This window comes from Streptomyces sp. NRRL F-5123, from assembly GCF_000721495.1.
In the GTDB taxonomy this organism is placed as follows: Bacteria; Actinomycetota; Actinomycetes; order Streptomycetales; family Streptomycetaceae; genus Actinacidiphila.
Window position 1 is genome coordinate 46,745 of sequence record NZ_JOHY01000031.1, and the last position, 13,721, is coordinate 60,465.

Annotated in this window: 11 protein-coding genes and 1 pseudogene; 5 read left to right on the forward strand and 7 right to left on the reverse strand. The window is 73.1% G+C overall.

Translation table 11 applies throughout. The annotated features are described in order from the left end of the window. Positions 1-70 precede the first annotated feature (70 nt). Positions 71-1,543, forward strand: coding sequence for an MFS transporter (locus IH54_RS0123255; RefSeq protein ID WP_078862456.1), 1,473 nt, complete (start codon positions 71-73; stop codon positions 1,541-1,543). A gap of 248 nt (positions 1,544-1,791) precedes the next feature. On the opposite strand, the gene IH54_RS0123260 is transcribed toward IH54_RS0123255, so the two are convergent. Further along, on the reverse strand, positions 1,792-3,174 hold the full coding sequence (locus IH54_RS0123260; protein WP_031519984.1) for a glycine--tRNA ligase: 1,383 nt from the start codon (positions 3,172-3,174) through the stop codon (positions 1,792-1,794). Between the two features lie 159 nt (positions 3,175-3,333). On the opposite strand from IH54_RS0123260, the gene IH54_RS0123265 reads away from it, so the two are divergent. The 4 genes from IH54_RS0123265 to IH54_RS0123280 are packed head-to-tail and all read left to right on the forward strand — an operon-like array spanning position 3,334 to position 6,386. Next, a complete protein-coding gene (locus tag IH54_RS0123265; RefSeq protein WP_031519986.1) occupies positions 3,334-4,329 on the forward strand; it encodes a metal ABC transporter substrate-binding protein in 996 nt (331 codons plus the stop codon). Further along, complete coding sequence (locus tag IH54_RS0123270) at positions 4,326-5,090, forward strand: metal ABC transporter ATP-binding protein (RefSeq protein WP_031519988.1); 765 nt, start codon at positions 4,326-4,328, stop codon at positions 5,088-5,090. Before IH54_RS0123265 ends, IH54_RS0123270 begins: the two co-directional genes overlap by 4 nt. Continuing rightward, entirely contained in the window at positions 5,078-5,944 is an 867-nt protein-coding gene (locus IH54_RS0123275) for a metal ABC transporter permease (RefSeq protein ID WP_052397771.1), read from the forward strand. The genes IH54_RS0123270 and IH54_RS0123275 overlap by 13 nt, the downstream gene beginning before the upstream one ends. After that, the gene (locus IH54_RS0123280) at positions 5,913-6,386 is read left to right on the forward strand and encodes a Fur family transcriptional regulator (RefSeq protein ID WP_078862457.1); all 474 of its coding nucleotides are present in this window, start codon (positions 5,913-5,915) and stop codon (positions 6,384-6,386) included. The genes IH54_RS0123275 and IH54_RS0123280 overlap by 32 nt, the downstream gene beginning before the upstream one ends. 5 nt (positions 6,387-6,391) lie before the next feature. Here IH54_RS0123280 and IH54_RS0123285 read toward each other — a convergent pair whose 3' ends face one another. From IH54_RS0123285 to IH54_RS0123310, 6 genes and pseudogenes are all read right to left on the reverse strand, one after another. Continuing rightward, the gene (locus IH54_RS0123285; RefSeq protein WP_031519993.1) at positions 6,392-7,207 is read right to left on the reverse strand and encodes an isoprenyl transferase; all 816 of its coding nucleotides are present in this window, start codon (positions 7,205-7,207) and stop codon (positions 6,392-6,394) included. Positions 7,208-7,298: 91 nt separating this feature from the next. Then, positions 7,299-8,042: pseudogene (gene recO, locus IH54_RS0123290) on the reverse strand (DNA repair protein RecO); the annotation flags it as partial. Between the two features lie 72 nt (positions 8,043-8,114). After that, a complete protein-coding gene (locus IH54_RS0123295) occupies positions 8,115-8,813 on the reverse strand; it encodes a response regulator (protein WP_031519997.1) in 699 nt (232 codons plus the stop codon). Beyond that, positions 8,810-10,114, reverse strand: a complete 1,305-nt coding sequence (locus tag IH54_RS0123300; protein WP_063762358.1) for a sensor histidine kinase — start codon at positions 10,112-10,114, stop codon at positions 8,810-8,812. The genes IH54_RS0123295 and IH54_RS0123300 overlap by 4 nt, the downstream gene beginning before the upstream one ends. Before the next feature lie 462 nt (positions 10,115-10,576). After that, entirely contained in the window at positions 10,577-12,700 is a 2,124-nt protein-coding gene (locus IH54_RS0123305) for an MMPL family transporter (RefSeq protein WP_324607812.1), read from the reverse strand. 211 nt (positions 12,701-12,911) lie between these two features. Then, positions 12,912-13,604 carry a TerB family tellurite resistance protein gene (locus IH54_RS0123310; RefSeq protein WP_052397782.1) on the reverse strand — a complete coding sequence of 231 codons (693 nt, stop codon included), beginning with the start codon at positions 13,602-13,604 and terminating at the stop codon, positions 12,912-12,914. Between the last annotated feature and the right edge of the window lie 117 nt (positions 13,605-13,721).

Here is a 13,721-nt window from a genome sequence, read left to right on the forward strand (position 1 = left end):
TCGGTATACCTGGATAAACGCTCTCTGGTACCCCCTTGAGCGCGGGTCCAGTGTGAATGACGTGACCGACATGAACAAGGCCCTCGCTTCCCGGGCCCAGGTGCTGCCCCGCGTGACCCGCATCGCGGCACCGGCCCCCGTACCCGCCGCGCCACCCGCGGCACCCGTGCTGAGCGCGCTCGGACTGCTGACCGTGCTGCTCGGCGCCGCCCTCCCGATGGTCGACTTCTTCATCGTCAACGTGGCCCTCCCCACCATCGACCACGATCTCGCCGCGGGACCCGCGGTGCTGGAGATGGTCGTGGCCGGATACGGCGTCGCGTACGCCGTCCTGCTCGTGCTCGGCGGCCGGCTGGGCGACATGCTCGGCCGCCGCACCCTCTTCCTGTGGGGCCTCGGCCTCTTCGCGGCGACCTCGCTCGCGTGCGGGCTCGCCCCCACCGCCTGGACGCTGGTGGCCGCCCGCATCGCGCAGGGCGCGGCCTCCGCGCTGCTGCTGCCGCAGGCGCTCGCGACCATCCAGGCCGCCACGTCCGGCAGCAGCCGCGGCCGGGCGCTCAGCTACTACGGCGCCACCGCGGGCATCGCGAGCGTCGTCGGGCAGGTGCTCGGCGGGGTACTGGTCTCCGCGGACGTCGCCGGCACCGGCTGGCGGTCGATCTTCCTGGTCAACGTGCCCATCGCGGCAGTCGCGCTGGCGCTGGCGTGGAAGTCCGTGCCCGAGACGCGCTCGGACAACCCGGCGCGCGTCGACCGGCCCGGCACCGTCCTGCTCGCGGTGACGCTCGTCGCCCTGCTGCTGCCGCTCACCGAGGGGCGCGCGGCGGGCTGGCCGCTGTGGTCGTGGGTGCTGCTGGGCGTCTCGCCCTTCGCCGGAGCGGCTTTCGTGGCCGTCGAACGCCGCGGCGAGCGGACCGGCGGCGACCCGCTGCTGCCGCCGTCGCTGCTGCGGATCCACAGCGTACGCAGCGGGCTGCTGCTCATCCTGCCGCTGTGCGTCGGCTTCGGCGGCTTCATGTTCGTGCTCGCCGTGGCCATGCAGGACGGGCTGCGCCTCGGGGCGCTCGCGGCGGGCGCCGCGCTCGCGCCGCTGTCCGCGGCGTTCTTCGCGGCCTCGCTGCTGGGGCCGCGAGCCGTCGCGCGCTTCGGGCGGCTCACCGTGACGGGCGGCTGCCTCGTCCAGGCGGCGGGCGTCCTCACCCTGACGGCGACCTTCTACTGGGGCTGGCCGCACCTGGGCGTGTGGGCCCTCGCGCCGGGCATGGCGCTGACCGGCTTCGGGCAGGGCTTCCTGATGCCGGTGGTCTTCCGCATCGTCCTGAGCGAGGTGCCGGCGGCGCGGGCGGGGGTGGGCGGCGGCGCGATGGCCACGACCCAGCAGGCCAGCCTCGCGCTGGGCGTCGCCACGCTGGGCACGCTGTTTCTGACGTTGAGCACATCGGTGGGCGTCCGCGACGCCCTGGTCTGGACCCTGCTGGCGCAGCTCGCCGCGATCGCCGCGCAGGTCGCCCTGAGCTTCAGGCTGCCGCGTACGGTCGCCTGAGGAGGGTGCCCCTTTCCCCCTGTGCGCGTGTGCCGGTTGTCTGTGGCTGGTCGCGCAGTTCCCCGCGCCCCTGAAAAACGCTTGCCCTCCGCGGCAGAAGCGGCCCCCGAAGGGGCTCACTTCTGCCGCGGAGGGCAGCAAACCAGGGGCGCGGGGAACTGCGCGCGCAACCCCCACCGGGGGAAGGTCCCGTCGAGAAACAGCGCCCGGCGGGGCGGAGGGAACCCCCCGCCCCGCCGGGAGGCGGCTCAGCAGCCGAGGAGGCGCACCGCGAGGTAGGACTCGACCTGGTCGAGGGACACCCGCTCCTGCGTCATCGTGTCGCGCTCGCGCACGGTCACCGCGTTGTCCTCGAGCGTGTCGAAGTCCACCGTGACGCAGAACGGCGTGCCGATCTCGTCCTGGCGGCGGTAGCGGCGGCCGATCGCGCCCGCGTCGTCGAACTCGATGTTCCAGTTCTTCCGCAGCGCCGCCGCCAGGCCCTTCGCCTTCGGGGAGAGCTCGGGGTTGCGCGACAGCGGGAGGACCGCGACCTTGACGGGGGCGAGCCGCGGGTCCAGGCGCATCACGGTGCGCTTCTCCATGACGCCCTTCGCGTTGGGCGCCTCGTCCTCGTTGTACGCGTCGAGCATGAACGCGAGCATCGCGCGGTTCACGCCCGCCGCCGGCTCGATGACGTACGGGAACCAGCGCTCGCCGGCCTCCTGGTCGAAGTACGACAGGTCCTGGCCGGAGCCCTTGGAGTGCGCGGAGAGGTCGAAGTCCGTGCGGTTGGCGACGCCCTCCAGCTCACTGAACTCCTGGCCGCCGAAGTTGAAGCGGTACTCGATGTCGGCGGTGCGCTTGGAGTAGTGGGAGAGCTTCTCCTTGGGGTGCTCCAGCCAGCGCATGTTGTCCTCGCGCAGGCCCAGGCCGGTGTACCAGTTCCACCGCTCCTGCATCCAGTACTCGTGCCACTTCTCGTCCTCGCCGGGCTTGACGAAGAACTCCATCTCCATCTGCTCGAACTCGCGGGTGCGGAAGATGAAGTTGCCGGGCGTGATCTCGTTGCGGAAGGACTTGCCCATCTGCGCGATGCCGAACGGCGGCTTCTTGCGCGACGCGATCTGCACCTGGGCGAAGTTGACGAAGATGCCCTGCGCGGTCTCGGGGCGCAGGTACGCGAGCGAGCCGGCGTCCTGCGTCGGGCCGAGGTGCGTCTGGAGCATGCCGGAGAACTGCTTGGGCTCGGTGAAGGCGCCCTTGGTGCCGCAGTGCGGGCAGTTGATGTCGGCGAGGCCGTTCGCGGGGAGCTTGCCGTGCTTGGCCTCGTACGCCTCCTCCAGGTGGTCGGCGCGGTAGCGCTTGTGGCAGGAGGTGCACTCGGTGAGCGGGTCGGAGAAGGTGGCCACGTGGCCGGAGGCGACCCACACCTCGGGAGCGAGGATCACCGAGGAGTCCAGGCCCACCACGTCCTCGCGCGAGGTGACCATCGCCCGCCACCACTGGCGCTTGATGTTCTCCTTCAGCTCGACGCCCAGCGGCCCGTAGTCCCAGGCGGCCTTCGAGCCGCCGTAGATCTCGCTGCTCGGGAATACGAAGCCACGGCGCTTGCTCAGGCTGACGATGGTGTCGATCTTGTCGGCGGCCACGGTGCTCTCTTCAGTGCGACGAAGGGGTCAGTGCCCCAGATTACCGGCGGGGACGGGGCGCATATCAAATCCATTGGGCGGCCTGCAAGGACGGGCCCGGGACCGCACCGTCCGCGACGCAATTGACAATCGTTTCCAACTGAGATGAAAATGACTGTCATGAACATCAGTCGCCGGTTGATACCCGCCGCCGCGCTCGCTGCCGTCGCCGCCCTGGCCGTGCCCGCACTGACCGCCTGCTCCGGCTCGTCCGGCTCCTCGGCCGCCGGGGGCGGCGAAGGGAAGGGCGACGGGAAGCTGCAGGTCACCGCGTCCTTCTACCCGCTGGAATTCCTCGCCGAGCGCATCGGCGGCTCGTACGTGCAGGTCACGGACCTGACCAAGCCCGGCGTCGAGCCGCACGACCTGGAGCTGGCCCCCCGGCAGATCGCGGCGCTGACGAAGGCCGACGTGATCATCTCGCTGCACGGCCTGCAGCCCGCCGTGGACGACGCCGTCGCGCAGTCCGGCGTCCGGCACACCGTGGACGCCGCGAAGCTCACGACGCTGGAGGACCACGGCACCGAGGTCGACGGCCGCCACCACACCACCGGCGACAACGGCACCGGCGGCGAGAGCGACGAGGACGCCGGCTCGGACCCGCACGTATGGCTCGACCCGGTGCGCTACGCCGAGGTCGCCAAGGGCGTCGGCAAGGCCCTGGAGTCCGCGGACCCCGCGCACGCGGCCGCGTACCGGAAGAACACCGCCGGCCTCGTGTCGCAGCTCGGCGCGCTGGACACCGCCTTCCGGGACGGGCTGCGGAACCGTTCCACCGACACGTTCGTCACCACCCACGCCGCCTTCGGCTACCTCGCCGAGCGCTACGGCCTGGTCGAGGAGGCGATCAACGGCATCGACCCCGAGTCCGAGCCGAGCGCCGCCCGGATGAAGGCGCTGCACGACCTGGCCGGGCGCGAGCACGTCACGACCGTCTTCTTCGAGACGCTGGTCAGCGACAGGACGGCGAAGACCGTCGCGGGCGACCTGCACCTGCGCACCGATGTGCTCGACCCGATCGAGGGCATCACGGACAAGTCCCGCGGCAAGGACTACTTCGCCGTCCAGCGCAGCAACCTCGCCGCCCTCCGGCAGGCGCTGGGCGTGCGCAAATGACCGGCCCCGTCCTGAGCCTGCGCGGCGCGCACGCCGAGCTGGGCGGCCGCGAGGTGCTGCACGGCGTCGACCTGGCCGTGGGGCCCGGCGAGGTCGTGGCGCTGCTGGGCGCGAACGGCTCGGGCAAGTCCACGGCCGTACGCGCCGCGGTCGGCCGGGTGCGGCTGACCGCGGGCGCGTGGGAGCTGTTCGGCACGCCGGGCGCGCGCTTCCGGCAGTGGGCCCGGCTCGGCTACGTGCCGCAGCGCACGACCGCGGCCGCCGGGGTGCCCGCGACCGTACGGGAGGTCGTCGCCTCCGGGCGGCTGGCCCGCACGGGGCTGCGCCCGCCGCGCCGGGCCGACCGGGCGGCCGTCACGCGCGCGCTGGAGCTGGTGGGGCTCGCCGACCGGGCCCGGGAGAGCGTCGACGCGCTGTCCGGCGGCCAGCACCAGCGGGTGCTGATCGCCCGCGCGCTGGCCGGGGAGCCCGAGCTCCTCGTCATGGACGAGCCGATGGCCGGCGTCGACCTGGCCGCGCAGGACGTGCTGGCCGGCACCGTCCGCACGCAGGCCGCGGCCGGCACGTCGGTGCTGCTCGTGCTGCACGAGCTGGGGCCGCTGGAGCCGCTCATCGACCGCGCGGTGCTGCTGCGCGACGGCCGGGTGGAATACACCGGCCCGCCGCGCGAGCCGGCGCTGCCCTCGCAGACCGCCCTGCACCCGCACGCCGACCCCGCGACCGCTCCGGTGAAGGGACCGCTGGACCGATGGACCTCCTGAACTACGCCTTCATGCAGCGCGCGCTGCTCGCCGCCCTGCTGGTCGGGACGACCGCGCCCGCCGTCGGCGTCTTCCTCGTGCAGCGGCGGCAGGCGATCATGGGCGACGGCATCGGCCACGTCGCCCTCACCGGTGTCGCGCTGGGATTCCTGCTCCAGGTCAGCCCGGTGTGGACGGCCGTCGCCGTCTCGGTGGCCGGCTCCCTCGCGATGGAACTGATCCGCAGTTACGGCAAGGCGCGCGGCGACCTCGCGCTCGCAATGCTCTTCTACGGCGGCATGGCCGGCGGCGTGATGATCATCTACCTCGCGCCCAACGGCTCCAACGCCAACCTGGCCACATATCTCTTCGGCTCCATCAGCACGGTCTCCCCGCAGGACATCCCGCCGATGATCGCGCTCGCGGCGTTCGTGCTGCTCGTAGTGCTGGTGCTGCGGCGGCAGCTGTTCGCCGTCTGCCAGGACGAGGAGTTCGCGTTCGTCGGCGGGCTGCCGGTGCGGGCGCTCAACCTGCTGCTCGCGGTGACCGCCGCCGTCACCGTCACGGTGGCGATGCGGGCGGTGGGGCTGCTGCTGGTCAGCGCGCTCATGGTCATCCCGGTCGCCGCGGCCCAGCAGGTCACCCGGGGCTTCGCGTGGACGCTCGCGGTGTCCGTGGTGATCGGCGTCACGGTCGCGCTGTCCGGCACGGTCTTCTCGTACTACGCCGACGTGCCGCCCGGCTCCAGCATCGTGCTCGCCGCCCTGGCCCTCTTCCTGCTCTTCGCCGCCGCGGGCTCCCCCGCGCTCCGGCGGCTCGGTCGGCTGCGCCGGGGCTGGCACAATGGGGGCGTCGGGACGCGCACGCCGTCATGAGGAGGCACCGGTGACCACCACGAAGCAGTCCGCCCCCGCCGGCGCTCCCCCTGTCGCCGGGCGCGCGACCCGCCAGCGGGCGGCCGTCGCGGCGGCGCTCGACGAGGTCGACGAATTCCGCAGCGCGCAGGACCTGCACGACATCCTCAAGCACCGCGGCGCCTCGGTGGGCCTCACCACCGTCTACCGCACGCTCCAGTCCCTCGCGGACGCGGGCGAGATCGACGTCCTCCGTACGGGTGAGGGCGAGTCCGTCTACCGCCGCTGCTCGGGTGGCGGGCACCACCACCACCTCGTCTGCCGCTCCTGCGGCAAGGCGGTCGAGGTCGAGGGCCCCGCGGTCGAGAAATGGGCGGAGGCGGTGGCCTCCGACCACGGTTTCGTCGACGTCGACCACACGATCGAGATCTTCGGCACCTGCCGCGACTGCGCGGAGCGGTAGGAGCCTCAGGAGGCTCCGGCCTCGTTCGGGAGGGCCCCGCCGAAGCGGCGGTCGCGACTGGCGAACTCGTGGCAGGCGCGCCACAGGTCGCGGCGGTCGAAGTCGGGCCACAGGACGTCCTGGAAGACCATCTCCGCATAGCTGCTCTGCCACAGCAGGTAGTTGGACGTGCGCATCTCGCCGCTCGGGCGGAGGAAGAGGTCGACATCCGGCATGTCCGGGTAGTACAGGTACTTCGCGAAGGTCTTCTCGTTGACCTTGCCCGGGTCGAGCCGGCCCGCGGCGACATCGCGGGCGATCGCCTGCGCCGCGTCGGCGATCTCCGCGCGGCCCCCGTAGTTGAGGCAGAAGTACAGCGTCATCGCGTCGTTGCCGACGGTCTGCTCCTGGGCGACCTGGAGCTCCTGGACCACCGACTTCCACATCTTCGGCATGCGGCCGACCCAGCGGATGCGGATGCCGAGCTCGTCCATCTCGTCGCGGCGGCGGCGGATGACGTCGCGGTTGAAGTTCATCAGGAAGCGCACCTCGTCGGGCGAGCGCTTCCAGTTCTCGGTGGAGAAGGCGTAGAGCGAGAGGTTCTTGACGCCGATCTCCAGGCAGCCCTTGAGGACGTCGAGGACGACGCCCTCGCCGACCTTGTGGCCCTCGGTGCGGGGCAGGCCGCGCTCCTTGGCCCAGCGGCCGTTGCCGTCCATGACGATCGCGACGTGCTTGGGCACCAGCTCCGCGGGGAGCTTCGGCGGCTTGGCGCCGGAAGGGTGCGGGTCGGGAGTGCGGTAGGAGGTCCGGTTCCGGGCCAGAATCCCGCGACGTGCCATGCTCGTGCTTCTCCTACATCTCGGCCGGCGCGGCGGCCTTGCCGGTGTTCTCTGACTTCTCAGGCTTCTCTGTCTTCTCAGACTTCTCGGTCTTCTCGACGAAGCGCAGGGAGCGCAGGCCGCGCTCCAGGTGCCACTGGAGGTAGGCCGCGACCAGCCCGCTGCCCTCGCGGCAGTGCCGCGGCTCGCAGGCGTCGGCGGTCTCCCAGTCGCCGCCGAGCAGCGCGCCGAGGAGTTCCAGCGACTCCCGCGAGGGTACGACGCTTCCCGGTACGCGGCACTCCCCGCAGACCACACCGCCCGCGCCGACGGCGAAGAAGCGGTTGGGGCCGGCCATGCCGCACTTGGCGCAGTCGTCGAAGCTGGGGGCGTAGCCGTTGACGGCGAGTGAGCGCAGCAGGAAGGCGTCGAGGACGAGCCGGGCGTCGTGGTCCCCGGCGGCGAGCGTGCGCAGGGCGCCGACCAGCAGCAGGTACTGCTGCACCGCGGGCTCGCCCTCGTGGTCGGTGAAGCGCTCGGCGGTCTCCAGCATGGCGCTGCCCGCGGTGTAGCGCTCGTAGTCGGCGACGATGGGGCCACCGTACGGGGCGATGGTCTCGCTCTGCGTGCACAGCGGCAGCCCGCGGCCGACGAGGTCGCCGCCGCGCGCGAAGAACTGCACGTCGACATGGGTGAAGGGCTCCAGCCGGGCGCCGAACTTCGACTTCGTGCGGCGCACCCCGCGGGCCACCGCGCGCACCCGGCCGTGCCGCCGGGTCAGCAGCGTGATGATCCGGTCCGCCTCACCCAGCTTCTGGGTGCGCAGCACGATGCCGTCGTCGCGGAACAGACTCATACGGCCCATTCTTGCCTACGCCGCGAGCGCCGCGGGCCGTCTCTCCCGGGGGGTGCCTGCCCGGCGGCCGGCTCAGCGTTCGGCACCCGGTGCGACCAGGCCGGACTCGTACGCGGCGATGACCAGTTGGGCCCGGTCGCGGGCGCCGAGCTTGCCCATGATGCGGCTCACATGGGTCTTGGCGGTGAGCGGGCTGAGGCCCAGCGCCTCGCCGGCCTCGGTGTTGTTCAGGCCGCGGGCGACCAGGGTGAGCACCTCGCGCTCGCGGTCGGACAGCCCGGCGAGCCGTCCGGCGGCGGGGGCGGGCACCGGGACCGGCGGGCGGTCGGGCAGCCGCAGCACCCGGGCGATGAGCCGGGCGGTGGGGCCGGGCGACAGCAGCGCGTCACCGGCGGCGACGGTACGGATCGCGTCCAGCAGCTCGGCGGGCCGGGTGTCCTTGACCATGAAGCCGGACGCGCCCGCGCGCAGCGCCGCCACCACGTGCTCGTCGTCGTCGTAGGTGGTCAGCACCAGGATCCGTACCCCGGCGAGGTCGTCGTCGGCGGCGATCGTGCGGGTGGCCTCGATGCCGTCCATCACCGGCATGCGGATGTCCATGACGATGACGTCGGCGCGCGAGGTGCGGGCCGCCGCCACCGCCTCGGCGCCGTTGCCCGCCTCGCCGACCACCTCCATGTCGCGGGCCGACTCGACGAGCATCGCGAACGCCGCCCGCACCAGCGTCTGGTCGTCGGCGAGCAGAACCCGGATCGGTGGGGGTGTGGTCATCTGCGCTCTCCCTGGTGATGGTCGGTGCCGGGTTCGGCGGCGGGTGCGGGGACGCGGCCGGCCGCCTCGTCGGCCTCGGGTGCGGTGCACGGCAGCACCGCAAGGACGCAGAAGCCCGGGGCGCCGCCCGTCCGCGGGCCCGCTGCGAAGGTGCCGCCGACGCTGCGGGCCCGCTCGCGCATGCCCACCAGCCCGAAGCCCTCGGGCCGCCCGTCCTCGGGGGGCTTGACCGACGCGGGACCGTCGTCCTCGACGGACACGTGCAGCGCCTCGCCCTCGCGCACGACGCGCACCCGCACCAGCGGGGAGAGCGCGCCGGAGTGCCGTACGGCATTGGTCAGCGACTCCTGCACGATCCGGTACGCCGCCGCACCCACCGCGGGCGGAACCGGCAGGGGCTTCGTGTCGAGGTCCAGCTCGACCTTGGCGCCCGCGGCCTCGGCAGCCCGGGTCAGTGCCGGTATCCCCTCGAGGTCCGGCAGCGGGCCGCCGCTGTCGGCCCGCAGCACCTTCAGCGTCGTCCGCAGCTCGGCGCGCGCCTCCCGGCAGGTCTCGGCGATCGCGTCCAGCGCGCCCGCCACGGCCGTGCGGTCCAGCCGCTCGGGGTCGGCGACCAGGATGTGCGCGGCCACGGACGTCTGCACGCCAATGAGGGTGATGCTGTGCGCGAGCAGGTCGTGCAGATCCCGCGCTATCCGCAGCCGCTCCTCGGCGACCCGGCGGGCCGCCTCCTCCTCACGCGTGCGCTCGGCGCGGTCGGCGCGCTCCTTGATCGCGGCGATGTACGTCCGGTGCATCCGGACGACCTCGCCGACCACCGCTACCGCCACTATCCAGCCCGCCCCCTGGAGCATCGCGCTGCCCGCGGTGGGCTTGTGGATGAACGTCATCACGGTGGCCATCAGGCCGAAGACGGACGGCACCGCCAGGAACGTCCGCAGCGGCGGTCCCGCGACCGCCACCGAATACAGGGCGACGACGCTGGAGAGCAACGGGGCTTCCTGGATGTTCTCCAGGTAGTGGTAGGGCGCGACCACCACGAGCATGCCGAGCAGGCACCACATCGGCGCGCGGCGCCGCCAGACGAGGACGGCGGCGCTGGCCGCCAGCAGGAGCCAGCCGACTGCGTCGGGGCGGTGGCTTCGGGGGGCTTCCGGCAGCGCCAGGGCGATTGCGGCCTGGGCCGCCAGGACCACGACCGCCAGTGCGATGTCCCGCCCCGACACGTCGGGCGGCTCCGCCGCGGCGTGCGGCTCCGCCGCTTTGGGGGACCTCACGCTGAGGTCGAGACTCTTGAGCACGGCTCCATCTTCCGCGATGAGGTCCCCTCGCGGGGCGGCGTATTGAGGCTGCGGCTGCGCCGCGGGGCAGGCGTTTCAGGCTGCGCCTGCGCCTGCCCCGCGCGGGGTGAGCGTTTTGCGCTACCGCGCAGGGCGAGCGTCTTGCGCTACCGCACAGGGCGAGCGTCTTGCGCTACCGCACAGGGCGAGCGTTTTAGGGGCGCGTGGGGGTACCGCCCAGCCCCCACCGGGGCGCGGGTCGTCACCGACCCGAGGGGGCAGTACGGTCCTCCCCCAGAGCTTCGCCTGGGCGGGGCCCCCACGGACCACCGGCCGGTGGGTGGTTGCTCGCGCAGTTCCCCGCGCCCCTGGTGTGCCCGGCACGGTATGCGCACCCTCCCCGCGCCCCTGGTGTACCCCGCGCGGCACGCGCACCCTCCCCGCGCCCCTGGTGCGTGGCGCCCTACGCAGTAGGGAGCGCCCCTACCGCTTGGCCGGCGGTATGGGGGCGGGGTACCACACCCGGTTGCCCAGCAGGGTTGTGGCCGCGGGGACGAGGAAGGGGCGGACCACGAAGGTGTCGAGGAGGACGCCGAGGGCGATGACGAGGCCCATCTCGACCATCATCACCAGCGGGAGGGACGCCAGGACCGTGAACGTCGCCGCGAGGACGATGCCCGCGGAGGCGATGACGCCGCCCGTGGTGTCGAGGGCGGCGACCGCCGCGTCCTTCGGGCCCGCCCCGGCACGCGCTTCCTCGCGCATGCGGTGCATCAGGAAGATGCCGTAGTCGACGCCGAGCGCCACCAGGAAGACGAAGCTCAGCAGCGGCAGGCCGGGGTCGATGCCGTGGAAGCCCAGCACGGGGCCGAAGATGAGGCCTCCGATGCCGAGGGCGGCGGCCCACACGAGGACCATCGCCGCGGTGAGCAGCAGCGGGGCGACGAGGCTGCGCAGCAGGGCGGTGAGGAGCAGGAAGACCGCGGCGAGGACGAGCGGGATGACGAGGTCGCGGTCACGCGAGGACGTCGTCGCGGTGTCCATGGCCTGCGCGCTGGCGCCGCCGACGAGGCCGTGGTCCGCGGCGGTGGCGGCCCGCAGCCGTTTGATGGTGGCTTTCTCGGCCGCGGTGTCGGGCGCGGCCGTGGCGTAGACGTTGATCTCGGTCCAGCCGCGGCCGGAGCGTCCGGTGGCGGCACCGGCGACGCCGTCCGTCGCCGCGGCGGCGGCCTTGGCGGTGGCGGCCTTCGCGGTGGGGACGACGACGGTGATGGCCTGGGCGCTGCGTTCGGGGAAGGCGCGCTGGAGGACGTGGTCGGCGGAGACGGATTCCGGGGTGCTGGTGAAGGTGTCGTCCTGGTGGAGGGCGCCGGGCAGGTTGCCGATGCCGAGGGCGAGCGCGCCGACGGCGACGGTGGAGGCGGCCAGCACGGCGACCGGACGGCGGGTGACGAACAGGCCGATGCGCCGGTAGATGCCGCGCCGGGAGCGGGTCGTGCTGCCGTACACCGGGATGAGGGGCCAGAAGACGCGGCGGCCGAGCAGGACGAGCACGGCGGGCAGCAGCGTGGTCATGGCGGCGAGCGAGCAGACGATGCCGACGGCCCCGACGGGTCCGAGGCCGCGGCTGCTGTTGAGGTCGGCGGCCAGCAGGCAGAGCAGGCCGGCGACGACGGTGGCGGCGGAGGTCAGGACGGCGGGGCCGACACCGCGCAGGGCGGCGCGCATCGCCGCGTACGGTTCGGGCTCGCGCCGGAGCTCCTCGCGGTAGCGGGAGATGAGCAGCAGGGCGTAGTCGGTGCCCGCGCCGAAGATCAGCACGGTCATGACCGACGAGCTCATGTCGGAGACGGTCAGCCCGAAGGCCTTGACCAGGCCGTAGACGATGGCCATCGAGGTGCCCGCGGCGACGCCGACGACGCCGAGCGGTACGAGCCACAGGAAGGGGCTGCGGTAGGTGAGGATGAGCAGCAGGGCGACGATGGCGGCGGTGGTGACGAGCAGGGTGCCGTCGATGCTGGCGAAGACCTCCTTGGCGTCTCCCTGCGCGGCGCCGGGTCCGCCCACGTCGAGGGTGAGGCCCGCGGGGCGGTCGGCGGCGAGCCTGTCCCGTACCTCCTTGACCACGTCCTCGGGTTTGCCCGCGCTCTCGGCCAGGGAGACCGGCACCATGAGCGTGCGGCCGTCCGCGGAGGTGACGGGTGCCGGGGTGGGGGCGGCCAGCGGGTAGGCGCGGCCCAGTTCGGCGGCCTGGCGGGCGGCGGTGGCCTTGTCGGCGGCGGTCAGCCCGCCGGCCCGGTCGTAGACGAGCACGAGGTCGGTGGCGCTGCCGCCGGCCATCTGCTGCTGGATCTTGGCGACCTGGGTGGACTGCGCGCTCGCGGGCAGGTAGTCGACGGCCTCGTCGTGCTTGACGCCGTTGAGCTTGCCGGCGAAGACGCCGGCCACGGCGAGCACGACGATCCACAGTCCGATCACGGCCCACGGCAGCCCCCGCCGCCCCGTGGATCTTCCGCCGCCGCCCCCTGCGGGCGGGCTCGTGTCACCGGCGGGCCGCCGCTGCGCGGTCGCCGTCCCGCCGCCGGGCGCGGGGCCCGGTGCGGTCACGTTGCGTTGGCTGTTCTCTGCGCTGTTACGATCCGTGGCCCTCATCGGGCCTCCCCTCCGACGTGCGCTGGCTGACCACACCAGCGTCTCGTCACGGGGAGTGCGGATCATCGGGCTCAGGAGTGAAGTGGGCGTTACTCCCTGCGACGATCGCGGAGGGCTGTTACTCCCCGCGGAGTAGGCGCGGGGAGGTACCTGACGACGGGGGGAGTCAGCCCGTGGTCGCAGCCGCGGCCAGCAGCCGGTCGATGTCGTCGCGGTTCAGCGACAGGCAGCGGCCGACCGCCTCCAGGACTTCGCGCTCGGCGGGCAGGTAGGGGCCGTCGGCGAGGGCGATGTGGGCGCCCTGCAGCAGGACCCGCTCACGGCCGAGGTCGTCGAGGTGGTCGGAGAGCGGTTCGAGCGCCTCGTGCAGCTCGATGGACAGCCAGCTGCCGCAGCCGTCGATGGGCTGGTCGGCGAAGGAGTAGTGGCCCAGCTCCTGCGAGGCGCCGTAGCGGCCCTCGTCGGCGACGATCGCGGCGAGCAGGCCGAGCAGCTGGTCCTCGGTGCAGTCGCTGAAGCCGGCCGCGCGCACCGCGCCCACGGCGGCGTCGCGGGCCGGGCGGCCGCCGGTGCCGCCCGCGGTGAGCACGGCGAGCGCGACGGTGTGGACGGCGTCGCGCAGCATCGCGGAGAAGCGGGTCGTGGTGGGGGTGAGCAGCACGCAGGAGTCGTAGTGGCGGTGGCAGGCGGAGCACTCGATCACGGAGCCCGCGCTGCCGCGGCTGAGCAGCGGCACGCTGAGCACGGTCAGGCGGCGGGTGCCCGTTCTGCGGTGGTAGCTGCGGTCGCCCCCGCAGTCGGGGCAGAAGAACTCACCGTCGTCCTCGGTGTGCCAGGACGTGCGCACACCCCAGATCATCAGCCCCAGCACCTTCACGCTGCACCCTCCGGCCCGTCCTCGTCCCGGTACGCACTCGCATCGCCCGCATCGGCCCGTGCGTGCGCTGCATCATGCGCTGCGTGCGCGGTGAAGCCC

Excerpts from the sequence above, each read along its gene's own strand:
- IH54_RS0123310 (WP_052397782.1), bottom strand. The coding sequence starts at position 13,604 with ATGATCTGGGGTGTGCGCACGTCCTGGCACACCGAGGACGACGGTGAG.
- IH54_RS0123280 (WP_078862457.1), top strand. The coding sequence starts at position 5,913 with ATGGGGGCGTCGGGACGCGCACGCCGTCATGAGGAGGCACCGGTGACC.
- IH54_RS0123270 (WP_031519988.1), top strand. The coding sequence starts at position 4,326 with ATGACCGGCCCCGTCCTGAGCCTGCGCGGCGCGCACGCCGAGCTGGGC.
- IH54_RS0123275 (WP_052397771.1), top strand. The coding sequence starts at position 5,078 with ATGGACCTCCTGAACTACGCCTTCATGCAGCGCGCGCTGCTCGCCGCC.
- IH54_RS0123295 (WP_031519997.1), bottom strand. The coding sequence starts at position 8,813 with ATGACCACACCCCCACCGATCCGGGTTCTGCTCGCCGACGACCAGACG.
- IH54_RS0123255 (WP_078862456.1), top strand. The coding sequence starts at position 71 with ATGAACAAGGCCCTCGCTTCCCGGGCCCAGGTGCTGCCCCGCGTGACC.
- IH54_RS0123265 (WP_031519986.1), top strand. The coding sequence starts at position 3,334 with ATGAACATCAGTCGCCGGTTGATACCCGCCGCCGCGCTCGCTGCCGTC.
- IH54_RS0123285 (WP_031519993.1), bottom strand. The coding sequence starts at position 7,207 with ATGGCACGTCGCGGGATTCTGGCCCGGAACCGGACCTCCTACCGCACT.